Here is a 23,450-nt window from a genome sequence, read left to right on the forward strand (position 1 = left end):
GAGATCAGGCAGCGGGCGTTGCGCCGCCGGTGGCCGGGTAGGGCACGATGACCGGTATGCAGCCATTGATCACTCCCGAGGACCTGGCCGTGCAGCTCGACGGTGACCAGCCGCCCGTCGTCCTCGACGTGCGCTGGCGGCTGGGCGGCCCACCCGGAGCGGACTCCTACGCCGAGGGGCACATTCCCGGCGCGGTGTTCGTCGACCTCGACAACGACCTGGCCGGGGAGCCGGGCGAAGGCGGCAGGCACCCATTGCCGGAGCCGGCCGCCCTGCAAGCGGTCCTGCAGGCCGCGGGAGTGCGTGCGTCGCGCCCGGTGGTGGCCTACGACGACGCGGACGGCTCGGTAGCGGCCCGTGCGTGGTGGCTGCTGCGCTGGGCCGGCCACCCGGCACCGCGCGTGCTGGACGGCGGTTACGCCGCCTGGCAAGCGGCCGGGCTGCCGGTGGAGTCCACGGTGCCGCAGCCCGAGCGGGGCGACTTCGTCGTGCGGCCGGGCCAGATGCCGGTGCTCGACGCCGAAGGGGCGGCGGAGCTGGCCCGGGAGGGCGTCTTGCTGGACGCGCGTGCACACGCGCGTTACACGGGCGAGACCGAGCCGGTCGATCCGCGTGCGGGACACATTCCGGGGGCGATCAACGCGCCGTTCAGCGAGCACGTCGGCGCTGACGGACGGTGGCGAGCACCCGAAGAGCTGGCCGCGCACTTTGCCGAGCTGGGCGTCGGCGACGACACACCGGTCGGGGCCTACTGCGGATCCGGGGTGACCGCCACCTCGGTGATCTTGGCGCTCGAGGTTGCCGGGCGAAGCGAACCGGCCGCGCTGTACGCCGGATCCTGGTCGCACTGGAGCCGGGACCCGCGGCGCCCGGTCGCCACCGGCGACCAGCCGGGCTGACTTCCAAGACGGCGCGGCGGTGCGGCGTGCCGCGAGGCGCGCACTGAAAAAGCGACTGGTCGATGGCTTCCCGGCACGTTCCGGTCTCGGGTTCGCACCCGGCTTGCCGTGTCGTGCTGGCCGGGCAGCTTCGGTTCGGTGGGACCGAGGTGCCGAAAGGTCCCTGGCAGCTGGGTCTCCTTGGACAACCGTCCGCCGGGATTCAGCTTGGCGCCGGGCTGCCGGGGGGCGGTTCCGGTTGCTGGGTTGCCGGGCGGGGGGAGCCTGCAGGGGCGGGGCCCGCGGGCTGCGTGGGATCGATGGGCGTCTGACAGCTGCGTCGCCTTCGGGAGGCGTTCGGCAGGCTGGTGGAGCGCGGGAGGCGTTCGGCGGATTGATGGCGCGCCGGGCGGTACCAGCGGCCTGTGGCTGCGGAATGGTGCTGGCAAGCACTCGGCGCGTTGAGGCGAACGGGCGGGCGGCTCAGGAAGCCTCCGGTAGCTGGATCGTCCCGGGCAGGCGTCCGGCGTTGTCGTGCCCGGGCAGCTCCGGCCGCGTCGTCCGGTGATCACACCTGCGGGTTCCTCGGGCGCGACAGATCGGTGGCCGGCCGGGAATAATCGCCGATATGTCGGCCAGTGAAGCCTCCCCCGCGGACATGGTCCCGGCCTCGGTCGTGTGGACCTCCGAGCTGCTCGAGTACGACTTGGGAGGCGATCACCCGCTGCATCCCGTCCGGCTCGACCTCACCATCCGGCTGGCCACCGAGCTCGGCGTCCTCGACGGCGTCCCCCTGCTGGTGCCGGACCGAGCGCCGGACGACGAGATCCAGCGAGCGCACGAGCCCGGCTACCTCGCCGCGGTCAAGGAGGCCCCGGAGAACGGCCCGAACCCCGGACGGGGCCTGGGCACGGCGGACAACCCGGTGTTCGACAACATGCACGAGTCGTCCGCGCTCGTGGTGGGCTCGTCGCTGCTGGCGGCCCAGCAGATCGCGGAGGGCCGCACCAAGCGAGCGGTCAACATCGCAGGCGGGCTGCACCACGCGATGGTGGGCAACGCGGCGGGGTTCTGCATCTACAACGACTGTGTGGTGGCGATCTCCTGGCTGCTGGACCACGGATTCGAGCGGATCGCCTACATCGACACCGACGTGCACCACGGCGACGGTGTGCAGGCCGCCTTCTACGACGACCCACGGGTGCTGACCGTGTCGTTCCACCAGCACCCGCTGACCCTGTGGCCGGGCACCGGGTACCCGTCCGAACTCGGGGAGGGCGCCGGTCACGGCTACGCGGTCAACGTGCCCCTGCTGCCCATGACCCGGGACGGCGACTGGCTGCGTGCGTTCGAAGCCATTGTGCCGGCGTTGCTGGCCGAGTTCCGTCCGCAGCTGATCGTCAGCCAGTGCGGAGTGGACTCGCACGTCGAGGACCCGTTGGCGGAGCTGGCGCTGACGGTCGACGGGCACCGGGAGATCTATCGCAGGATCCGACGGCTCGCCGAGGACTACGCGGACGGTCACTGGCTGGCGCTCGGCGGCGGGGGTTATCAGCTGGTCCGCGTCGTGCCGCGGTCGTGGACGCACCTGCTGGCCACCGCGCTGGACCGGGATCTGGCTCCCGAGACACCACTCCCGCAAGGCTGGTTGCGCATCGCCCGCCGCACCTCCCCGAACAGCCACCTGCCCACGACGATGTCCGACGGGGCGGACACCTCGTTCGAGCCGTGGGGTGGCGATGCCGACCGCCAGGTGGATGCGGCCATCGTGCAGGCGCGCCGGGCGGTCTTTCCGCTCCACGGTCTCGACCCCGACGATCCGAGGGATTGACGGCCATGACCGAGACACCGAACGAGCCGGCGGACACCGCCGGGCCGACACCGGACCCCGAGGCCACCGGGGCGGCCGATGCCGTCGCCCGAGGCGGCGTCGGCGAGGACACCGAACCGGCGAAGTCCGACGCCGCCGCCACCGGCGGTCAGGACGGCTCGAACAGCAGCGGATCCGGCGAAAAGCAGGCAGCTGAACGCTCCGCGGAGACCGCCAAGGGCGGTGACCACGCCGAGCGTCGCCACCGGCGGGCCAGCCAAGCGGAGCAGCCCGGTCCGCGCGACCCCTACGACTACCCGCGCAACTGGGAAGCCGACGTCGTCCTGTCGGACGGCGGGACGGTGCACATCCGGCCGATCGTCCCCTCGGACGCCGACGCCATCGTGGCGCTGCACGGCAGGCTCAGCGAGGAAACCCGCTACCTGCGCTACTTCGGCGCTTACCCCCGGATCCCGCCGAAGGACCTGGAGCGGTTCACCGTCGTCGATCACTACAACCGGGTCGCGCTGGTCGCGGTGCTCGGCGACGACGTGGTGGGCGTCGGGCGGTACGAGCGCATCGGGGAAGGCTCCCCCAACGCCGAGGTCGCCTTCGTCGTCGACGACGCCCATCAGGGGCGCGGCCTGGGGTCGATCTTGCTGGAGCACCTCGCCGCGGCGGCTGCCGAATGCGGCGTCGAACGCTTCGAGGCCGAGGTGCTCAGCGAGAACCGGGTGATGATGCGGGTGTTCACCGACGCCGGCTACCACGTCACGAAGGAGTACGAGTACGGCACGCTGCACCTGGAGTTCGACATCGACCCCACCGAGGAGTCGCTGGCCGTGGCGCGCGCCAGGGAACAGGCCGCCGAGGCGCGCAGCGTCCACAACCTGCTGCATCCGCGCTCGGTGGCGGTCATCGGTGCCTCCGCTGATCCGGGCAAGATCGGCTACGTCGTCCTGTCGAACCTGGTCAGCGCAGACTTCGCGGGAACGGTGTACCCGGTCAACGACAACCGGGAGTCGGTCCGGGGAGTCAAGGCCTACCCGAGCGTGGTGGACATCCCGGACGAGGTCGACCTGGCCGTGGTCGCGGTGCCCGCCGAGAAGGTGTTCGACGTCCTCGACGGCGCTCTGGAGAAGGGTGTCAAGGCCCTGGTGATCGTCTCGGCGGGCTTCTCCGAAGCCGGACCGCACGGCCTGCACGCCGAGCTCCAGCTGGTCGGGGAAGCCCGCGCGCACGGCATGCGCCTGGTCGGGCCCAGCGCACTCGGCGTGCTCAACACCGACCCGAAAGTGCGGCTCAACGCCACGCTGGCGCCCTGGATGCCGGGACGGGGCCGGACCGGATTCTTCTGTCAGTCCGGCGCGCTCGGAGTCGCGATCCTCGCCGACACGGCCAAGCGCGGCCTCGGCTTGTCGACGTTCGTGTCGGCGGGGAACCGGGCCGACGTTTCGGTGAACGACCTCCTGCAGTACTGGGAGACCGACCCGGCGACCGACACCGTCCTGCTGTATCTGGAGTCGTTCGGCAACCCGCGCAAGTTCGCCCGCTTGGCACGCCGCCTGGCCAGGAAGAAGCCGATCGCGGTGGTGCGTGCCGGGCGGCACGCCGTCAGCCGGGAGTTGGCCGCGGCGTCGGCGCAGGTCGACGAGGCCGCTGTGCAGGCGCTGTTCGAGCACGCGGGCGTCATCCGGGTCGACACACTGGCGCAGCTGTTCGACGTCGCCCTGGTGCTGGCGCACCAACCTCTGCCCCAAGGGCCGAGCGTCGCGATCGTGGGCAACTCGACTGCGGTCGGGGCGCTGGCCGCCGACACCGCGATGGCGCTCGGCCTCACGGTGGCGTACGACCCGGTTGACGTCGGACCGCAGGCGGGCCCCGAGGAGTTCGGTGCCGCGGTCCGGGATGCGGTTCGCGACCCCGACGTCGACTCGCTGGTGGTCGTGTGGGCGCCGCCGGTGTCCCAGGACGCCGCGCCCTACGCGGAAGCAGTCCGCAAGGTCGTGGGCGATGCGGACCAGCAGACCAAGCCGGTCGTGTCGACGTTCCTGGCCGTGGAAGGCGTGCCCGAGTCGCTGGCGGTCCGCTCCGAGGACGGCACCCCGACCCGCGGCTCGATCCCTTCGTATCCGACCCCGGAGCGCGCTGTGACGGCGTTGGCGCGCGTGACCCGGTACGCCGCGTGGCGGCAGCGGCCGTCCGGGTCGCTGGTGCGGCCCGAAGGGGTGCATCCGGAGCGTGCGCAGCAGGTCGTCCGGGAGATTCAGGCCGAGTCAGGGCGCACCGGCTGGCTGAGCGACGAGCAATGCATCGCACTGCTGGACTGCTACGGCATCGAGATCCTGCCGCACGAGCGGGTCGGTTCGGCCGACGAAGCGGTCGCCGCGGCCGAGCGGCTGGGGTACCCGGTGGCGGTGAAGTCGGTGGACGAGCGGCTGAGCAGGCGCCCGGACCTGTCCGGTGCCCGGCTGGATCTCATCGACGAGCGGCAAGTGCGCGCGGCCTATGCCGACTTGCAGCGGATCTCCGGTACACCGGGCGCGCTGGTGCAGCAGATGGCGCCGCGCGGCAGCTCCTGCGCGATCGGCCTGCAGGACGACCCGTCGTTCGGCTCGCTGGTCTCGTTCGGGCTGTCGGGCGTGCTGGGCGACCTGATCGGCGATCGCGCGTACCGGATCGTGCCGTTGACCGACATCGACGCGGCGGATCTGGTGCGGGAGCCGCGCTCGGCTGCGTTGCTGACCGGCTATCGCGGTGACGAACCCGCCGACCTCGGTGCGCTCGCGGACCTGGCGTTGCGCGTGAGTGCGCTGGCCGAGGACCTGCCGGAGATCAGGGAACTCAGCCTGGACCCGGTGATCGCCAACCCGGACGGTGTCGTCGTGGTGGCGGCCAAGGTCCGCATCGGCGATCCGCCCGCGCGGCCCGACACCGGGCCGCGCCGCTTGCCCTCGATCACCGAGCACGTCCGCTTCACCACGTCGGGACGGAACACGTGATCCGCCGCCCGTGCAACCCGGGACGGCGGTCGTTCCGTCCTGGAGGCATGAAGCACATGAAGTGGATGAACGCGATTGCCGGGTCGGCTGTGGTGGTCATGGTGCTCGCCGGATGTGGCGGCAACGGGGCCGGTGCTCCGGATTCCGGGGCGGGCGAGACGGCCGGTGGGGGGTCGTCGGCACCGGTGGCCGCACCGGGCACCAAGCCGGGCGACAAGCCCGCCTCGCCCGGCGGGACACCGGACGAGTCGGTGAGCCATCCCGCCGGGAAACCGGGTGCCGGCGCACCCGGCGCGGACCGGCCGAACGCGAGCCGGCCACCCGAGGGTGGGAAGGCGGTGCCCGCCAAACAGATCAAACCGGACGGCCTGCCCAAGGACCATCCCAAGAAGGCCGTGGTGAAGGGCACCACGCTGGCCATCGCCGCCCAGGAGGGCGGATGCGCCGTGGCCAGCGCGGAGCTGGGGAAGCAGACCGCGGCGCAGGTCGAGGTGACCGTGGTGCTGACCGAGCCCAAGGAACCTCGGATGTGCACCATGGACATTCGCTTCCCGTGGCTGACCGTCGAGCTGGACGAGCCGCTGGGGGACCGCACCGTCGTGCTGAAGTACGACAAGCGCAAGGCTTGATCCGCGGGAGAACGTGGACGGTGCGACAGGGGGCGGCCAGTACATGCCGGGGGACGGGCCGCCCCCTGTTGCGGGCTACCGCGCGTCCCGCGGGGGTTCCGGCGGCGCGGCGGAGCTGCGGCGGCAGGAAAAAGGCCCTTTATACGATCCCCCAACTGACATTGGCTGGGGAATTTTTCGCACAAACATGACGATCCCCCGGCCTCGGCGCGGCCGCGGGCCGCGGATGTGGTGGATGGTTGCGAGCGACTGAAGTGGTCGTCGCTCGCTGGCCGAGCTCGTGTCGTCGGGCGGGACCGTGCGGGCCGCCCCTGTCCTCACGCGTCGTGCCGAGCGAGCGCCGAGCGCTGGTAACAGCGATCAGTGTCACAGCTCGGCGGTGTCCTCGATCACTCTGAGCTACCGAATCGATCGAGAATCCCTGCTGTCGCCGCTGCCAGGATCGTTGCTCATTTTTCCGTTCTGACCTGGTAGTTCGACGTTGTTGTCAGGGCGACGACGCCATGACCGCCGGAATCACATGGTTAGTGCTTTCGTGTGAACGCCATCACGGTGTGTGTTTGCCGTCGCTGGTGCCGTCTCGTTACCGTCGCCTGGAACGTCACGGTTCGGTCACGGCATCGGTGTGTGGCTTGCGCCGGTGAACCGGGATCCCCGCTCGGTGTGGCCGGACCTTCCCCGAGACGTACAGGAAGGCCCATCCCCATGCGACGCAGGCGAGTTGTCGCCGCGGTCATTGCCGCGGGTGCACTGGCCCCCATCGCCCAGGCGCTCGGTTCCGAGCTGTCAGCCGAGCCCACCGCGGTGACGCTGCATTCACGCGCCACCCCACAGCCGAACACCGCGGCGGCGATGAAACGCGAGGAAGAACGGCGCGAGCACTTCGAGGAGCAACGACGGCACCTCGAGTGGCTGGCGGAGAAGCGCAAGCGCGCCAAGGCCAAAGCACGGGCGGAAGCTCGCGCCAAGGCGCGTGCCAAGGCCCTCGCCGACAAGCGCGCCGAGCAGAAACGGCAGGAACGGGCCAAGGCGCGGCAGGCAGCCGCGTCGCCCGAGTTCGTCAAGCCCACCACCGGAAGGCTGACGTCGGCGTTCGGTCCCCGGTCCGACGGCCAGCACGGCGGCATCGACGTGGCCAACGCACTGGGCACGCCGATCTACGCCGTCGCCGACGGCACCGTGGTGGAAGCCGGTCCGGCCAGCGGGTTCGGCAAGTGGGTGCGGATCAAGCACGACGACGGCACGGTGACCGTCTACGGCCACATGTTCGAGTTCTCCGTCCGGGCCGGTGAGCGGGTCGAGGCGGGCGAGCAGATCGCCGAGATCGGCAACAACGGCCAGTCCACCGGGCCGCACCTGCACTTCGAGGTGTGGCAGCACGGGTCGCAGAAGATCGACCCGCTGGCCTGGCTGAATCAGCACGGCGTCCGGCTCTGATCGACGGCAGCCCGCCAGCTGCGCCGATGCCTAGCCGAGGCCTGTCCCGGCTGCGCTGCCGGCCGTGAAGCGGCGTCCGGTCGTGCTGGTGGCAAGCAGCGAGTTCGGTGCCGCCCGCCGCGCACACTCCGGCACCGGTGGTGCCGGGTCCACCCACCGGACCCGGCACCACCGAGGTCGTCAGGAGCGGAACGAGATCTGCAGTACCGGCTCCGAGGTGTCCGCGAAGAAGTCGTTGCCCTTGTCGTCGACCACGATGAACGCGGGGAAGTCCTCGACCTCGATCCGCCAGACCGCTTCCATACCCAGTTCCGGGTACTCCAGGACCTCGACCTTCTTGATGCAGTCCTGGGCAAGGCGCGCGGCCGGGCCACCGATCGAGCCTAGGTAGAAGCCGCCGTACTTCTGGCAGGCCTGCACGACCTGCTTGGAGCGGTTGCCCTTCGCGAGCATCACCAGCGAGCCACCGGCGGCCTGGAACTGCTCGACGTAGGAGTCCATGCGGCCCGCCGTGGTCGGGCCGAACGAGCCGGACGGGTAGCCCTCCGGTGTCTTCGCCGGGCCGGCGTAGTACACCGGGTGGTCCCGCATGTACTGCGGCATCGGTTCGCCCGCCTCCAGCCGCTCGGCGATCTTGGCGTGTGCGATGTCCCTGGCCACCACCAGCGGGCCGGTCAGCGACAGCCGGGTCTTCACCGGGTACTTGGACAGCGTGGCGCGGATCTGATCCATCGGCTGGTTCAAATCGATCCGCACCACCTCGTCGGACAGTTCGTCCTCGGTCACGTCCGGCAGGAACCGAGCCGGGTCGCGCTCCAGCTGCTCGATGAACAGCCCGTCCGGGGTGATCTTCGCCTTGGCCTGCCGGTCCGCCGAGCAGGACACCGCGATGCCCACCGGGCAGGACGCCCCGTGCCGCGGCAGCCGGATCACTCGCACGTCGTGGCAGAAGTACTTGCCGCCGAACTGGGCGCCGATACCGAACTGCCGGGTCATCTCCAGCACCTGCTGTTCCAGCTCGACGTCGCGGAAGCCGTGCCCGAGCGGCGACCCTTCGCGCGGCAGCTCGTCCAGGTACCGGGCGCTGGCCAGCTTGGCCACCTTCAGGTTGTACTCCGCCGACATCCCGCCGACGACGATCGCCAGGTGATACGGCGGGCACGCCGCGGTGCCCAGCGAGCGGAGCTTGGCTTCCAGGAACGACGCCAGGCGCTTGGGGTTCAGCAGCGCCTTGGTCTCCTGGTACAGGAACGTCTTGTTGGCGCTGCCCCCGCCCTTGGCCATGAACAGGAACTCGTACGACGGCTCGCTGCCCGGCTTGTGGTACAGCTCGATCTGGGCGGGCAGGTTCGTGCCGGTGTTGCGCTCTTCCCAGAACGTCAACGGGGCCAGCTGGGAGTAGCGGAGGTTCAGCTCCTGGTAGGCCTCGAAGATGCCGCGAGTGAGTGCCCGCTCGTCGTCACCGCCGGTGAGCACCGTCTCGGTGCGCTTGCCGATGACGATCGCGGTGCCGGTGTCCTGGCACATGGGCAGCACACCGCCCGCGGAGATCGCCGCGTTGCGCAGCAGGTCCATCGCCACGAACCGGTCGTTGCCGCTGGCCTCCGGGTCGTCGACGATCGCGCGCAGCTGCGCCAGGTGCGACGTGCGCAGCAAGTGCTGGATGTCCCTGATCGCCGTCTTCGCCAGCGTCGTCAACGCCTGCGGGTCGACCTCGAGGAACGTGCGACCGGCCGCCTGCACCGTGCGTACCCCGTCGGCGCTGACCAAGCGGTACTCGGTGGTGTCCTCGCCCAGCGGCAGGACATCGGTGTACTCGAATGCGGTGGGAGAAGCAGTCACACGCCGAACTTACCGAAAGGTGCCGGGAAAAACGGAAGGCCGGGCCCACCCCGACCGGACCCGACCTTCCTGGGAACGCGAACCGGCTCGCGCCGGACGCGAGGCTCATGAGGCGCTTGTCACAACCATGCCATCCCCAAGGACGCTCCGCCCCCGGGGGAGGTTGCTTGCTGCCATGAGCAGCCTGCCGCGAGGACGGCGGCACGTCAACGCCGCCGTTCGAGTTCTGTGGATCTTCTCAGCTTCACTTTGCGTGACGTTCAGCTTGCGCGGGGCGTGGCCGCTCGGCCGACCGGGTTCAGCTGGCTCGGCGCTCGGTTCCGGTTCGGCCCGCCGGCGTGCGGCCCGGGCGGTGCCGGGGAATCGGCTGGCTCGGTTCGGGGGTCGGCGGATCGGGGCTTGCGGGTCGGGTCGAGTCGGCGTCGGGGAGCGGTCCGCGCGCCCTCGCCTGGGCGGTGTGCACCGGCCGACGCTCGGTCAAGTCGTCTCCTGGCCGGTGCGCGTGGGCATCGAGCCGTGCGCTGGTGGCGACTGAGCACGCGCGAACAGACGCCGGGCGGTGGTGTCGCGTTGCTGCTTCTGGTCGCTGCGGTCGGACTGTTCCGGCGTTGGCCCGTTCCTGCTTGTGCGGGCGTCATGCCGCCCACGCACGGCCGCGGTCACTGGCGAACGGCCCGTCCCTGCTTGTGCGGGCGCCATGACGGTCCTGGTCATGGGGCGCGGCGCCGGTGACCATCGCGTGGGACGTGGGCGGTTTCGGCCCTCGAACCGGGCTGGACTGACACCCGGGCAGTGGCCTGCTCGGCGCTCGACGGCTCGTGTTCACGCACGCAGAGTGCGCCGCCTGCTCGCGTTCGGTTGAGCGGTGCCGCAGCGCCCAGTCACTCCGCGCTGGTCGTGGCTGGGCGCGTTCTGGTGGTCGGGATGGTACGCGCTTGGCTGCTTGCGTCCGGGTGGAGCCGGTTCCACCACGCTGCCCGCCGAAGAGCCGCGCCGGGGGCTGCGGCTGGGGCATTCGAGCCGGGCTGTGCCGACGTGTGAGCAGCCGCTTGTGTCGAGTTGCACTCGGACGGCCAGAGCTCAGCAGGCGGCGCGCGTGGTCGGCCGCGCGCATCCGGGTGGCGCTCCGGGGCTGCTGTCCCGGAGGTCGCCGGTTCGTGTCGTCCGCGCGCTTTCGGATGGCGCCGCGGGCAAACCGGCTCGGCTCGATGCCGACCCGGGCCGAGCGGGCTCGGCCTGCCTTGCGCCGGGCCGAGCCCATCCAGGTCGTCCGCTCACCACGGGTCAGCTCCATCGGAGCCCACCTGCTCGGCTCCCGCTCGGCCGTTCGCGGTGCGGGTGCCTTGCGTCCGGCCCCGAGGTTCGTTGCCCGTGTGCTCAGCTGGCGTAGGCGCGCAGCCGCTCGGCCCGCTCGCCCTGCCGCAGCTTCGACATGACCTCGCGCTCGATCTGCCGGACCCGCTCCCTGGACAGGCCGAAGTGCTTGCCGATCTGGTCCAGCGTGCGCGGCTGACCGTCGTCGATGCCGTAGCGCAAGCGGATGACGTTCTGCTCCCGCTCGTCCAGCGTGGCCAGCACCCGGCGCAAATCGTCCTGCAGGATGCCGGAGATCACCGCCGACTCGGCGTCGGTGGCCTCGGCGTCCTCGATGAAGTCGCCCAGCGGGGCGTCCTCCTCGGTGCCGACCGGCATGTCCAGGCTCACCGGGTCGCGCGCGTGGTCGAGCAGCTTGGCGACTTTGTCCTCCGGAATGCCGGACTCGGCGGCCAGCTCCTCGTTGGTGGCTTCGCGGCCCAGCTTCTGGTGCAGGTCGCGCTTGATCCGCGACAGCTTGTTCACCTGTTCCACCAAGTGCACGGGCAGTCGGATGGTGCGCCCCTGGTCGGCCATGCCGCGGGTGATCGCCTGCCGGATCCACCACGTGGCGTACGTGGAGAACTTGAACCCCTTGGTGTAGTCGAACTTCTCCACCGCGCGGATCAGGCCCAGGTTGCCCTCCTGGATCAGATCCAGCAGCGGCATGCCGCGGCCGGTGTACCGCTTCGCCAGCGACACCACCAGGCGCAGGTTGGCCTCCAGCAGGTGGTTCTTGGCCTGCTGGCCGTCGGCGACCAGCGCCTTCAGCTCGGCACGGCGCTCGTCGCTGAGGTCCTCCTCGGTGTCCAGCACGTGCTGGGCGAACACCCCCGCCTCGATCCGCTTGGCCAGCTCAACCTCGTCGGCAGCGGTCAGCAACGCCGTTTTTCCGATACCGTTGAGGTAGACGCGCACCAGATCCGCGGAAGGGCCCTGGGCGTCCAGATCGGGCTCCTGCCCGCGCTCGTCCTGGGTGGGAAGCACGGCGATCTGGGCGTCGGAGTCCGGGTACGCGTCGCTCCGGCGCTCGAGTGTCGGTGCGGACATCACTGCCTCCCCTTGGCTGGCTTGCGTCCCCGCGGTCGTGACCACGGGAGAAGGACTTCGGCTGGTAGCCGGACATTCATCTCAACGTCGGCGCCCGCCGAAAAAGTTCCCGAGGCAAACGATCCGACGGCGTCTCACGCTGTGGTTTGCCGCACGCGGTCTCGAGCAAACTTCAGGTTCGGTCAGGTAACCGGGATCACGTCTCCACCAGGACCGTGAACGGTCCGTCGTTGACGCTGCTGACCTGCATCATCGCGCCGAACCGTCCGGTGGCCACGGTCGCGCCCCTGCGGCGCAGCTCGTCGACGACTACGCCGACCAGGTGTTCGGCATGCTCCGGCCGGGCGGCAGCGACCCACGACGGACGGCGGCCCTTGCGGGTGTCGCCGTACAGCGTGAACTGGCTCACCACCAGCAGCGGCGCGCCGGTCGACGCGCACGACTGCTCGTCGCGCAGGATGCGCAGCTCGTGCAGCTTGCGCGCCATCCGTTCGGCGTTGGCCACTCCGTCGTCGGTGTGCACGCCGAGCAGGACCAGCAGGCCGGGCTCGCGGATCTGGCCGACGACTTCGCCGTCCACCGTGACGCTCGCTTCCGTGACGCGGGCCGCCACTGCCCTCATGACGCTTCCTCCGCGGGTTCGAGCATGCCGTGCAGGACCAGCTGCCGGGCCATGGCCGCCGCAGCGGCCGCCAGCCGGTCCGGTTCCTCGCCGTGTGCGGCGGCGAGCAGCGCGACGAGATCACCGAGCGGAAGGTGTCCTCGGCACCCGGCGAGCAGCGCGGCCGCCAGCTCGTCGATCTCGTGCTGCCATCCCGGCCCGTCCGTGCGGTGCAGCCGCCGGATCGTCGTCGACCAGCCCTCGTCGCAGGCACGCGCAATGGACTCCAGCACCACCGAGCCTGCCACGCGCAGCCGTTCCCGCAGCAGATCGGGGTGCTCGCGGAGCCACTGCACCCGGTCCAGCCATGCGGCCGCCTCCGCGCCCAACGGATCGTCGAACGCCTGGCGCAGGTCTTCACAGACCACGGTCGGCTCTGCGTCCGTGCGGCGCAGCGTGACGAAGCCGAAGCCGACGCCCACGACCCGGTTGGCGGTGAAGTAGTCCAGCCAGGCCGCGGCCTTCCTGCCGCCTTCCGGTGACCGTGGGTCGATCCCGGCGTCGCGCAGCCAGGTGCCCACGTACAGCGCCGGATCGGCCACGTCACGCTGCACGATCCAGGCGTCGACGCCCGGGGGCAGCCACGAGGCCACGCGCTCGGTCCAGTCCTCGCCTTCGCGGTGCAGCCACGAGGCCAGCAAATGCCCGGTGCCGCCCGGTGCGAGGTGCCGCGGCAGCGACCGCACGACCAGCGCGCTGGCCGCGTCCCCGCCGAGTCCCGAGTCGCGGTAGGTGTAGTCGACCGCCGGCGGGCCGACGACGAACGGGGGATTGCACACCACCATGTCGAACTCGCGCCCGCGCACCGGCTCGAACCACTCGCCGTGCAGCAGCTCGACGTCGAGCCGATTCAGCCGGAAGGTCGCCTCGGCGAGCGCGACGGCCCGCGGCGAGACGTCCGTGGCGGTCAGCCGCTCCGCGTGCGTGCTGGCGTGGAGCGTCTGCACGCCGTTGCCGGTGCCGACATCCAGCACGCTGCCGACCGGGCGGCGGATGGTCGCCCGGACCAGGCTCAACGACGCTTGACCGACTCCCACGACGTGATCCCGCCGGGTGTTCCTGCCCCGTCCGCGCTGCGCCTGGTCGACATCGGAGATCACCCACCACGAGTGCTTGTCGTCGCCGTGCGGCCGGATGTCCAGTCCTGCCCGCAGGCCGTCGCCGTGCGGTTCGAGCACGCCCAATTCGACGGCGGCGTCCACCCCGAGCGGCTGGAACACCCGCTCCAGGCAGGCCACCGGTTCGGTGTCGCCGAGCAGGAACACCCTGATCAGCGTGCCGAGGTCGCCGGCATCGCGGCTGGCCCGGCGGGCAGGCTCCGGCTCGTCCCTGCTCAGTGCGGCGTGCGCGTGGTCACCGAGCGCCGCCAGCACACCGTCGGTGTGGTATCCGCATCGCAGGAAGACCTCGCGCAGGCGATCGCAGTCGGTGGGGGAGAACGAAGGTGGTCGTTCCACGACTGGAATCGTGCCATGCGCCGATCACCCCCGAGCAGGCAAGCGCAGGCGCGCGGCGGCTCGAGGTCACGCCGTGCGGGAGGGTGGTCGCCTGCCGCCGCGCGGCACGGTGCAGGATCGGGAAGGTTCGTCGCGCGAGTTGGTCCGCCGAGGGTGACGCCGGGTGCCATCGGTGGGACGATGTCACGAGGAGGTGGTCTGCCGTGGGCAACACCGACCGCGCAACCGACCGTCCGGTGTTGATCACCGCGGCCGCCAGGTCCCTCGACGAGGAATTCGCCGCGCGGAAGCGCAAGTACATCATCATGATGTCCTGCCGGTTCCCGTGCCTGGTGCTGGCCGGGATCTTCTACCACACGTGGTGGCTGGCGCTGCTGTTCATCCTGCTGTCGGTGCCGCTGCCCTGGGTCGCGGTGCTGATCGCCAACGACCGGCCGCCGCGCAAGGCGGAGAAGATCGCTCGCTTCCGGCGCGCACCACGGGCCATCGAAGCCGCCGAACACCGGGTCATCGACGGCTGACCGGCGACAGCGCAGGCCATGGGCGGCGTGCCGTCGCACGCGGTCCGCAGGCGACTCCGCGGGTTCCTGACGGGTGCGCAGTCACTGACGGTTGTACTGCCCGCCCTGCTGGGCCGGCTCGTCCTTGGCGATGCCTTCCCGCATCTCCGCGATCAACGACGCGACCACGGCCTTGAGGCTGCCGTTGTGCTCCCGCGCCACCGCACGCTGCCGCTGGTAGCTCGCCCCGTAGCGGAGGATCGTCTCCACCCCGGCCAGCTCGTTCTCGCAGCGCAGCTTGCGCGCGGTGGGTTCCAGCTGGTTCAGCAGCTCGACCAGCGACTCGGTGACCAGTTTCTCGTCGCCCGCGGCATTGAGGATGACGATGGCGTCCATGCCGTAGCGGGCGGCACGCCACTTGTTCTCCTGCACGTGCCACGGCGGCATGGTGGGGATCTCCTCGCCGTTGTCCAGCCGGGTGCTCAGGTCCTCCACCAGGCACTGGGTCAGCGCCGCGATCGCGGTGACCTCCTCCAGGGTGGGCACGCCGTCGCACACCCGCTGCTCGACGGTGCCCAGGCGCGGCGACGGCCGGATGTCCCAGCGGATCTCGGTGATGTCGTCGATCACGCCGGTGATGAACATGTCCTCGACGTAGGACTCGAACTCCGACCACTCGGCGAACTGGAACGGCAGGCCCGCCGTGGGCAGCTGCTGGAACATCAGCGCTCGGTTGGAGGCGTACCCGGTGTCCTCGCCGCCCCACCACGGCGACGAGGCGGACAGCGCCTGCAGGTGCGGTGCGTAGTTGAGCAAGCCGTCCAGGATCGGCAACGCCTTCGCCTTGTGCTCGATCCCGACATGGATGTGCACGCCGTAGATCAGCATCTGCCTGCCCCACCACTGGGTGCGCTCGATCAGTTTGGCGTACCGCTCCTTGTTGGTGACCTTCTGCTGGTACCAGGCGGCGAACGGGTGGGTGCCCGCGCAGAACAGCTCCACGCCGAGCGGGTCGGTGACCTTGCGGACCAGCTCGAGCGACTCGGTCAGGTCCTCGGCGATCTCCGCGACGGTGTCGCACACCCCGGTGATGATTTCCACGGTGTTCAACAGCAGTTCCTGCTTGACCTTGGGGTGCTCGTCCATGCCCGGCTCGCACACCTCGGACAGGATGCGTTCGGCGACCGACGCGAGCTCACCGGTGCGCCGCTCCACCAGGGCCAGCTCCCATTCGGCTCCCACGGTGGATCGGCGGGACGGGGCGAAGTCGATGCGCATGACCACCTACACCTGAGCGCCGGTGGACGGGTCGGATCCCGGCGGGCGGTTGTCGTCGCGGGCGCGCAGCAGCGCCAGGCCGAGGCCGGCCGCCAGCGCCAGGATGCCCAGCGGGGTGCCGAGCACCGGGGTCATGCCGACCAGCCCTGGCGCGATCAGCAGCACCAGCCCGATGACGAAGAACAGCGCGACGACGAGCATCGCCCTGGACGGCCGCGGCAGCGGGGGCGGTTCCGGCGGGACGTAGTGTTCGTCGTCGTCGTCCAGCGGGTCCAGCGGTTTGCCGGACAGCATCAGCTCGTCCCAGCCGACGCCGGAGCCCGCGCGCCAGTCCGACGAGGGCCGCACGACGGGTTCGTCCTGCTCGCCGTCTGCCCTGCGGGCCTGCTCGGCCGCCTCCGCGGTCGCACCGAGACCTTCCGCGCGCAGCTCGGCCACGAGTTCGTCGAAGATGGCGTCGACGTCGTCCTGACCGTCCGGGCCGTTCCCCGTCTTGCTCACCCCACCATCGTCGCACGCCACGGCGCACCGTGGGACCACCGACGGCGCGGGAATCTCCAGGAATACTGACATCGTGGGTAGCCGGCAGGCTGCTGATCTGTCGCCTGCCGTACACCGCGCGTTATCGTCCTTTACGTGATCGCCGACGACGTTCGGAAGGCGGGTGGACAGTGTTCTACTGGCTGCTGAAGTACGTGTTGCTCGGACCGATCCTGCGCGCGTTCTGGCCGACCAAGGTCGTCGGCAGGCAGCACATTCCCGACCGTGGTGGCGCGATCCTGGCCAGCAACCACCTGGCCGTCGTCGATTCGTTCTTCCTGCCCGCACGGATCAAGCGGCGGGTCTACTTCCTGGCCAAGAAGGAGTACTTCACCGAAAAGGGCCTCAAGGGCTGGTTCAAACGGTGGTTCATGACGGCCACCGGGCAGCACCCGATCGACCGGTCCGGCGGCGACGCGGCGCGCGCCGCGCTGGAGACCGGGGTGCGCCTGCTGCGCCAGGGCAAGCTGCTCGGCGTCTACCCGGAAGGCACCCGTTCCCCGGACGGCAGGCTGTACAAGGGCAAGACCGGGGTGGCGCGGATGGCACTGGAGGCGAAGGTGCCGATCATCCCGGTGGCCATGATCGGCACCGACAAGGTCAACCCGATCGGGTCGAAGATGTGGTGGCCGCGGCGCATCGAGATCCGCATCGGCAAGCCGCTGGACTTCTCGCGTTACTACGGCCTGGCCGGTGACCCGTTCGTCGAGCGGTCGATGACCGACGAGTTGATGTACGCCCTGATGGAACTGTCCGGTCAGGAGTACGTCGACGTCTATGCTGCGACCGTCAAAGGGCTCACCTTCTCCTCCGGCCGCGGCAAGGCGGCAGGTGAGTCCCGCGCGGTCGGCGAACGGCAGGGCGAACCGGGAGAGCCGGTGCGCCAAGGCTGAACCGGCGCGGCGCGGGCCGGTTGGGTGGGGTGCAGCCTGTCCGTGCTGCCGTGACTGACCTGGATGAGGGCTGAAAGACGATGCGGTTCTTCTACGACACCGAGTTCATCGAGGACGGGGTGACCATCGACCTCGTCTCCATCGGTGTGGTGGATGAGCACGGACGGGAGTTCTACGCCGTCTCCACCCAGTTCGACCCGGCCAGGGCAGGCCCGTGGGTGCGCGAGCACGTGCTGCCGAAACTGCCCCCGCCGAACCACGAGGCGTGGCGCAGCCGCGAGCAGATCAAGGAGGACCTGCTGGCCTTCATCGGCACTCCGCGGGACGGAGTGCAGTTGTGGGCCTGGTACGCCGCCTACGACCACGTCGCTCTCGCGCAGCTGTGGGGCGCCATGCCGCAGCTTCCCCGGGTGCTGCCCCGGTTCACCAGGGACCTGCGGCAGCGCTGGGAGGACCTGGGCAAACCGGACCTGCCGGACCCGCCGCCGAACGCGCACGACGCCCTCGCCGACGCCAGGCACAACCTGGCCCGCTGGCGCCGGATGGAGGAGGTCCGCTGTCGGCGCGGCCTCGGCATGGGCTGATCGGCCCAGCCGCCTGGCCGGATCGGCGGATCTGCCCCTTCGTCCCTCCTGCCCCGCCCGCTCGGCTCCGCTACGGTGGGTCGGTGAATCGGTTCAGCTACCGCTCGGTACGCTGGCGACTGCAACGATGCAGTGATGGACGTCACGGCCGCGGTCGCGGCGGATTTCGGAGGACAGATGCGTGTTGGTGTGCTGACCGGCGGCGGTGACTGCCCGGGCTTGAACGCGGTCATCCGCGCGGTGGTCCGGAAGGGGATCGAAAAGCACGGGTGGGACATCGTCGGCTTCCGTAACGGCTGGGCAGGCCCGGTGACCGGGGACAGCCGTCCGCTTGGCCTGGCCGACGTGGAGGACATCCTCGCCCGCGGCGGCACCATCCTCGGGTCGTCGCGGACCAACCCGTACAAGGACGACAGTGTCGACAAGATCCGCGCGACGCTGCGCGACCAGGGCGTGGACGCCCTCATCGCGATCGGTGGCGAGGACACCCTCGGCGTGGCCAAGCGGCTCACCGACGACGGGATCAACGTCGTCGGGGTGCCCAAGACGATCGACAACGACCTGGACGCAACCGACTACACGTTCGGCTTCGACACCGCGGTGCACATCGCGACCGAGGCCATCGACCGGCTGCGCACCACCGCGGAGTCGCACCACCGGGCGCTGGTGGTGGAGGTGATGGGCAGGCACGCGGGCTGGATCGCGCTGCACTCCGGCCTGGCAGGCGGGGCGAACGTGATCCTGGTGCCGGAGAAGCCGTTCAGCGTGGACAAGGTGGTCGAGTGGGTGCTCCGCCGGTTCGAGCGGGAGTACGCGCCGATCATCGTGGTGGCCGAGGGCGCCGTGCCGGAGGGCGGCAAGGAAGTGCTGCACTCCGGGGAGCGGGACGCGTTCGGCCATGTCCGGCTGGGCGGTGTCGGCCAGTGGCTGGCCGAGGAGATCGCCGATCGGACCGGCAAGGAGTCGCGCGCCGTGGTGCTCGGCCACACTCAGCGCGGCGGCACGCCCACCGCCTACGACCGGGTGCTGGCCACCCGGTTCGGGCTGCACGCCGTGGATGCAGTGGCCGACGAGGACTGGGGCACCATGGTCGCGCTGCGCGGCACCGAGATCGTCCGGGTGAAGCTGTCCGAGGCGACCGCGAAACTCAAGACCGTCCCGTTGGAGCGCTACGCCGAGGCGGAGGTCTTCTTCGGCTGATCACGGCCCGGTCCAGGCCCGATCCCGATCCGGTTCCGGTTCTGCCACGGCCCGGTCGCGCGGTACGGCGTGGCCGGGCCGTTCGCCGTGCCCGGCCGCCGTCCGTCCGCCCGGCCACGCTGCTGCGCTGCCGCCTGCCGTGGTGCCGCGCCGTGCCGTGGCGCGAATCGCCGGAGGGGCCAGCCCGAGCCGGGCGCCGTGAGCCCCACGGGTAACCTTCGGCCCGTGTCGCGCAGCTCTCCTGGCCCCACGCCCGGCCGTCGTCCCAGCCGGACGACGCCGATGCCGTTGACGACCCTGCTCGCCAGGGCCGACGGCAGGCTGATCGCCGACCACGACGCGATGGACACCGTGGTGACCGGAACGACGCTGCGGGCCCACGAGGTCCGCCCCGGCGACCTGTTCGCCGCGGTGCCGGGGTCGCGCGCGCACGGCGCGGACTTCGCCGGCGAGGCGCTGGCCGCGGGTGCCGTCGCCATCCTCACCGACGAGGAAGGCGCGGCCCGGCCCGCCGTGGCCGACGCCGGGGTGCCGATCCTGGTCCATCCCGAGCCGCGTGCCGTGCTGGGGGAGGTGGCGGCGTGGATCTACGGTGAGCCGTCGCTGCGGCTGGCCGTGCTGGGCATCACCGGCACGTCGGGCAAGACCAGCACGGCGTACCTGGTCGAGTCCGGCCTGCGCGCCGCGGGCCTGACCACCGGCCTGATCGGCACGGTGGAGACCAGGGTGGCGGGCGAGGTGCTGCCCAGCTCGTTCACCACCCCGGAAGCGCCGGACCTGCAAGCGCTGTTCGCGGTGATGGTCGAGCGGGGCGTCACCCACTGCCCGATGGAGGTCTCCAGCCACGCGCTGGCCATGGGCCGGGTCAACGGCACCAGGTTCACCGTCGGCGCGTTCACCAACCTGTCGCAGGACCACCTGGACTTCCACCACAACATGTCGGACTACTTCGCGGCCAAGGCCAAGCTGTTCGACGGCCGGTCGACCACCGAAGTCGTCGTGGTGGACAGCGAGTGGGGACAGCGGCTGGTGACTCCGCAGACGATCACCGTCGCGCTGGATGCCGGTTCGGGCGCGATCTGGACCGCCACGGACCTGATGACCTCGCCGACCGGGCAGCAGACGTTCACCATCCACGGACCGGACGGCCTGCAGCTGGCCGCGCAGCTGCCCATGCCCGGGGAGTTCAACGTGGCGAACGCGCTGGTCGCCGCGGCGATACTGCACGCGGTCGGGGTTGAACCGCAGCACATCCGGCGCGGCCTGGCCGAAGTGCAGGTGCCCGGCCGGATGGAACGCATCGACGTCGGCCAGCCGTTCACCGCGGTGGTCGACTACGCGCACAAGCCGGCCGCGGTGGCCCAGGCGCTCGACGCGCTGCGGGCCAGGACCACCGGTCGGGTGATCACGGTGCTGGGCTGCGGCGGCGACCGGGACCGGGGCAAGCGGCCGCTGATGGGGGAGGCGGCGGCGCGGCGCAGCGACGTGCTGATCGTGACCGACGACAACCCACGGAGTGAGGACCCGGCGGCCATCCGCGCGGCCATGCTGCAAGGGGCGCGTGCGGTGCCCGCCGAGCATCGTGGTGAGATCACCGAGATCGCCGACAGGGCGAAGGCGATCCAGCACGCCGTGTCGCTGGCGCGTCCCGGCGACGTGGTGTTCGTCGGCGGCAAGGGCCACGAGACCGGCCAGGAGATCGCGGGTGAGATCCACCCGTTCTCGGACCGGGACGAACTCACCGCGGCATTGCGAGGAGTAGTGCAGTGATCCCGTTGACCTTGGCCGCCGTGGCGGAGATCGTCGGCGGCCGGCTTCACCGTGCCTCCGGGGACGAAGTCGTCACCGGGAGCGTGGAGTTCGATTCCCGCAAGGTGACCACCGGTGGCCTGTTCGTCGCGCTGCCCGGCGAGCGGGTGGACGGCCACGACTTCGCAGGCCAGGCGGTGGCCGCGGGCGCGGCGGGCGTGCTGGCCGCCCGCGAGGTGGACGCCCCGGCGGTGATCGTGCCGCCTGCGCGGCCCGGTTCGCACCGCGGATCGGTGGCGCTCGCCGGGGACACCGACGGATCCGGCGCCGCCGTGCTGCAGGCGCTCGGGCTGCTGGCCAGGCACGTGGTGGACGCGCTGACGCCGGGCGGGCTCACCGTCGTCGGGGTGACCGGCTCGTCCGGCAAGACGTCCACCAAGGACCTCATCGCGCAGCTGCTGGAGCCGATGGGCCCCACGGTGGCGCCGCCCGGCTCGTTCAACAACGAACTGGGGCACCCGTGGACGGTGCTGAAGGCCGACCACTTGACCAAGCACCTGGTGCTGGAGATGTCCGCGCGGGGGACCGGGCACATCGCGCATCTGGCCACCATCGCGCCGCCGCGCATCGGCGTGGTGCTCAACGTCGGCACCGCGCACGTGGGCGAGTTCGGCTCGCGGGAAGGCATCGCGCAGGCCAAGGGCGAGCTGCCCGAGGCACTGCCCGCGGCGGCCGGCGACGGCGCCGGAGGCGTCGCCGTGCTGAACGCCGACGACCCGCTGGTGGCGGCGATGGCCGAGCGCACCGCGGCCAGGGTGGTCCTGGTCGGCGAGTCACCGGCGGCACACGTGCGCGCCGAGCAGGTCCGGCTCGACGAGCTGGCTCGTCCCTCGTTCCGGCTGGTGACCGAGCACGGGCAGGCCGACGTGCGGCTGCCGCTGCACGGCGAGCACCAGGTGGGCAACGCGCTGGCCGGTGCCGCCGTGGCGCTCGAACTGGGGGCATCGCCGGAGGAGGTCGCCGAACGGCTGGGCGGGCTGCAGCTCCGGTCCCAGCAGCGCATGGCGGTCACCACCCGGCCGGACGGCGTGGTGGTGCTCAACGATTCCTACAACGCCAACCCCGAGTCGATGCGGGCCGCGTTGAAGGCGCTGGCGTCGATGAGCCGGGGCCGCCGGTCGTGGGCGGTCCTCGGTGAGATGGCCGAGCTGGGGGACGCTAGCGTGTCCGCGCACGACGAGATCGGTCGGCTCGCGGTGCGGCTGAACATCTCCCGGCTGGTGGTGGTCGGCGAACGGGCGGCACCCATGCACCACGGCGCGAGCCACGAGGGATCGTGGGGTGACGAGTCGGTGCTGGTGCCGGACACCGCGGCGGCGATCGAGCTGCTGCGCCGCGAGCTCGAGCCGGGCGATGTCGTGCTGGTGAAAGCGTCCAATGCGGCGGGTCTCGGCGTCGTGGCCGACGCGTTGCTGGACCCGGCTGGTGCGAAAGGTGCAACCGCGTGATCAGCATCCTGATTGCGGCTTCGATCGGCCTGCTGGTGTCGATCCTGGTGACGCCGTATCTGATCCGTGTCTTCGCCAAGCAGGGCTTCGGACAGGAGATCCGGGAAGAGGGCCCGGAGGGGCACAAGTCCAAGCGCGGCACACCGACCATGGGCGGGGTGGCGATCATCCTGGCGATGCTGGCGGGCTACTTCGCCGCGCACGGCATCCGCTGGGTGACCGGGGGCACCCCGGGCCCGACGGTGTCCGGGCTGTTGGTGCTGTTCCTGGCCACCGGGCTGGGCCTGGTGGGCTTCCTGGACGACTTCATCAAGATCCGCAAACAGCGCAACCTGGGCCTGAACAAGACCTCGAAGCTGATCGGCCAGTTCGTGGTCGCGGTCGCCTTCGCCGTGCTGGCCATCCAGTTCCCGGATTCCGAGGGACTGACCCCGGCGTCGCTGCACCTGTCCGACGTGCGGGACATCGCGCTGATCACGTTCCCGCTGCCGGTCTTCATCGTGTTCTGCTACCTGCTCATCTCGGCGTGGTCGAACGCGGTGAACTTCACCGACGGGCTGGACGGCCTGGCCGGTGGTGCCTCGGCGATGGTGCTGGGCACCTACGTGGTCATCTCGTTCTGGCAAGCCAGGCTCTCCTGCCAGGCCGAACCCCAGGTCGGCTGCTACGACGTGCGTGACCCGCTGGACCTGGCCGTGGTGGCGGCCGCCGCGGCGGGCGCGTGCATCGGCTTCCTGTGGTGGAACGCCGCGCCCGCCAAGATCTTCATGGGCGACACCGGCTCGCTGGCGCTCGGCGGCCTGGTCGCCGGGCTGTCGGTGACCACCAAGACCGAGTTGCTGGCCATCGTCATCGGCGGCCTGTTCGTGGTCGAGATGCTGTCCGTGGTGGTGCAGATCGCGGTGTTCCGCACCACCGGGCGGCGGTTGTTCCGCATGGCGCCGTTCCACCACCACTTCGAGCTGGCCGGGTGGGCGGAGACCACGGTCATCATCCGGTTCTGGCTGCTCGCCGGGATCTGCTGCGGCCTCGGCCTCGGCCTGTTCTACAGCGAGCAGCTGAGCGTGCTGGGTGGCTGA

18 protein-coding genes are annotated in these 23,450 nt (G+C 70.8%); 12 read left to right on the forward strand and 6 right to left on the reverse strand.

From position 1 onward, the window contains the following. Positions 1–56: 56 nt before the first annotated feature. From CXP56_RS03525 to CXP56_RS03545, 5 genes are all read left to right on the forward strand, one after another. Positions 57–899: a sulfurtransferase gene (locus tag CXP56_RS03525; RefSeq protein WP_286899806.1), complete on the forward strand. Its 843-nt coding sequence runs from the start codon at positions 57–59 to the stop codon at positions 897–899. 637 nt (positions 900–1,536) lie between these two features. Beyond that, the gene (locus tag CXP56_RS03530) at positions 1,537–2,709 is read left to right on the forward strand and encodes an acetoin utilization protein AcuC (RefSeq protein WP_028848169.1); all 1,173 of its coding nucleotides are present in this window, start codon (positions 1,537–1,539) and stop codon (positions 2,707–2,709) included. Between the two features lie 5 nt (positions 2,710–2,714). Further along, the gene (locus tag CXP56_RS03535; RefSeq protein WP_084609259.1) at positions 2,715–5,690 is read left to right on the forward strand and encodes a bifunctional acetate--CoA ligase family protein/GNAT family N-acetyltransferase; all 2,976 of its coding nucleotides are present in this window, start codon (positions 2,715–2,717) and stop codon (positions 5,688–5,690) included. A 47-nt stretch (positions 5,691–5,737) separates the two neighbouring features. Further along, positions 5,738–6,319, forward strand: a complete 582-nt coding sequence (locus tag CXP56_RS03540; RefSeq protein WP_051310232.1) for a hypothetical protein — start codon at positions 5,738–5,740, stop codon at positions 6,317–6,319. A 705-nt stretch (positions 6,320–7,024) separates the two neighbouring features. Beyond that, positions 7,025–7,756: a M23 family metallopeptidase gene (locus CXP56_RS03545; RefSeq protein WP_051310233.1), complete on the forward strand. Its 732-nt coding sequence runs from the start codon at positions 7,025–7,027 to the stop codon at positions 7,754–7,756. Between the two features lie 180 nt (positions 7,757–7,936). Here CXP56_RS03545 and CXP56_RS03550 read toward each other — a convergent pair whose 3' ends face one another. The 4 genes from CXP56_RS03550 to CXP56_RS03565 all read right to left on the reverse strand — a co-directional run bounded on the left by CXP56_RS03550 (position 7,937) and on the right by CXP56_RS03565 (position 14,119). Further along, positions 7,937–9,598: a fumarate hydratase gene (locus CXP56_RS03550; RefSeq protein ID WP_028848171.1), complete on the reverse strand. Its 1,662-nt coding sequence runs from the start codon at positions 9,596–9,598 to the stop codon at positions 7,937–7,939. A 1,377-nt stretch (positions 9,599–10,975) separates the two neighbouring features. Then, positions 10,976–12,001 (reverse strand): sigma-70 family RNA polymerase sigma factor, encoded by a 1,026-nt coding sequence (locus CXP56_RS03555; RefSeq protein ID WP_028848172.1) that lies wholly within the window; start codon positions 11,999–12,001, stop codon positions 10,976–10,978. 196 nt (positions 12,002–12,197) lie between these two features. Further along, entirely contained in the window at positions 12,198–12,623 is a 426-nt protein-coding gene (gene dtd, locus CXP56_RS03560; RefSeq protein WP_028848173.1) for a D-aminoacyl-tRNA deacylase, read from the reverse strand. Further along, positions 12,620–14,119: a DUF7782 domain-containing protein gene (locus CXP56_RS03565; RefSeq protein WP_286899812.1), complete on the reverse strand. Its 1,500-nt coding sequence runs from the start codon at positions 14,117–14,119 to the stop codon at positions 12,620–12,622. Before CXP56_RS03565 ends, dtd begins: the two co-directional genes overlap by 4 nt. Positions 14,120–14,322: 203 nt before the next feature. Between CXP56_RS03565 and CXP56_RS03570 the strand changes: the two genes are divergently transcribed. Beyond that, complete coding sequence (locus CXP56_RS03570; RefSeq protein WP_028848175.1) at positions 14,323–14,640, forward strand: DUF3099 domain-containing protein; 318 nt, start codon at positions 14,323–14,325, stop codon at positions 14,638–14,640. A gap of 81 nt (positions 14,641–14,721) precedes the next feature. Here the strand turns inward: CXP56_RS03570 and CXP56_RS03575 are convergent, their stop codons facing one another. Together CXP56_RS03575 and CXP56_RS03580 are read right to left on the reverse strand one after the other, a co-directional pair. Then, positions 14,722–15,897 (reverse strand): glutamate--cysteine ligase, encoded by a 1,176-nt coding sequence (locus CXP56_RS03575; protein WP_286899814.1) that lies wholly within the window; start codon positions 15,895–15,897, stop codon positions 14,722–14,724. Positions 15,898–15,903: 6 nt separating this feature from the next. After that, the gene (locus tag CXP56_RS03580; protein WP_028848176.1) at positions 15,904–16,398 is read right to left on the reverse strand and encodes a hypothetical protein; all 495 of its coding nucleotides are present in this window, start codon (positions 16,396–16,398) and stop codon (positions 15,904–15,906) included. A gap of 170 nt (positions 16,399–16,568) precedes the next feature. Here CXP56_RS03580 and CXP56_RS03585 point away from each other — a divergent pair, with 170 nt between their 5' ends. The 6 genes from CXP56_RS03585 (at position 16,569) to mraY (ending at position 23,450) form a co-directional block, all read left to right on the forward strand. Then, entirely contained in the window at positions 16,569–17,330 is a 762-nt protein-coding gene (locus tag CXP56_RS03585; RefSeq protein ID WP_051310234.1) for a lysophospholipid acyltransferase family protein, read from the forward strand. 80 nt (positions 17,331–17,410) lie between these two features. Next, on the forward strand, positions 17,411–17,914 hold the full coding sequence (locus CXP56_RS03590; RefSeq protein WP_028848177.1) for a polyadenylate-specific 3'-exoribonuclease AS: 504 nt from the start codon (positions 17,411–17,413) through the stop codon (positions 17,912–17,914). A gap of 177 nt (positions 17,915–18,091) precedes the next feature. Beyond that, positions 18,092–19,114, forward strand: coding sequence for a 6-phosphofructokinase (locus CXP56_RS03595; RefSeq protein ID WP_286899828.1), 1,023 nt, complete (start codon positions 18,092–18,094; stop codon positions 19,112–19,114). 282 nt (positions 19,115–19,396) lie between these two features. Continuing rightward, entirely contained in the window at positions 19,397–20,884 is a 1,488-nt protein-coding gene (locus tag CXP56_RS03600; RefSeq protein WP_028848179.1) for a UDP-N-acetylmuramoyl-L-alanyl-D-glutamate--2,6-diaminopimelate ligase, read from the forward strand. Continuing rightward, positions 20,881–22,371, forward strand: coding sequence for a UDP-N-acetylmuramoyl-tripeptide--D-alanyl-D-alanine ligase (locus CXP56_RS03605; RefSeq protein ID WP_028848180.1), 1,491 nt, complete (start codon positions 20,881–20,883; stop codon positions 22,369–22,371). The genes CXP56_RS03600 and CXP56_RS03605 overlap by 4 nt, the downstream gene beginning before the upstream one ends. Further along, positions 22,368–23,450 (forward strand): phospho-N-acetylmuramoyl-pentapeptide-transferase, encoded by a 1,083-nt coding sequence (gene mraY / locus CXP56_RS03610; RefSeq protein WP_028848181.1) that lies wholly within the window; start codon positions 22,368–22,370, stop codon positions 23,448–23,450. Before CXP56_RS03605 ends, mraY begins: the two co-directional genes overlap by 4 nt.

Origin of the sequence: Thermocrispum sp., from assembly GCF_002919275.1 — a bacterium.
Lineage (GTDB): Bacteria > Actinomycetota > Actinomycetes > Mycobacteriales > Pseudonocardiaceae > Thermocrispum > Thermocrispum agreste.

Coding starts and splice junctions, on each gene's coding strand:
- CXP56_RS03530 (WP_028848169.1), top strand. CDS start 1,537: ATGGTCCCGGCCTCGGTCGTGTGGACCTCCGAGCTGCTCGAGTACGAC.
- CXP56_RS03535 (WP_084609259.1), top strand. CDS start 2,715: ATGACCGAGACACCGAACGAGCCGGCGGACACCGCCGGGCCGACACCG.
- CXP56_RS03545 (WP_051310233.1), top strand. CDS start 7,025: ATGCGACGCAGGCGAGTTGTCGCCGCGGTCATTGCCGCGGGTGCACTG.
- dtd (WP_028848173.1), bottom strand. CDS start 12,623: ATGAGGGCAGTGGCGGCCCGCGTCACGGAAGCGAGCGTCACGGTGGAC.
- CXP56_RS03555 (WP_028848172.1), bottom strand. CDS start 12,001: ATGTCCGCACCGACACTCGAGCGCCGGAGCGACGCGTACCCGGACTCC.
- CXP56_RS03590 (WP_028848177.1), top strand. CDS start 17,411: ATGCGGTTCTTCTACGACACCGAGTTCATCGAGGACGGGGTGACCATC.
- CXP56_RS03600 (WP_028848179.1), top strand. CDS start 19,397: ATGCCGTTGACGACCCTGCTCGCCAGGGCCGACGGCAGGCTGATCGCC.
- CXP56_RS03575 (WP_286899814.1), bottom strand. CDS start 15,897: ATGCGCATCGACTTCGCCCCGTCCCGCCGATCCACCGTGGGAGCCGAA.
- CXP56_RS03525 (WP_286899806.1), top strand. CDS start 57: ATGCAGCCATTGATCACTCCCGAGGACCTGGCCGTGCAGCTCGACGGT.
- CXP56_RS03595 (WP_286899828.1), top strand. CDS start 18,092: ATGCGTGTTGGTGTGCTGACCGGCGGCGGTGACTGCCCGGGCTTGAAC.
- CXP56_RS03540 (WP_051310232.1), top strand. CDS start 5,738: ATGAAGCACATGAAGTGGATGAACGCGATTGCCGGGTCGGCTGTGGTG.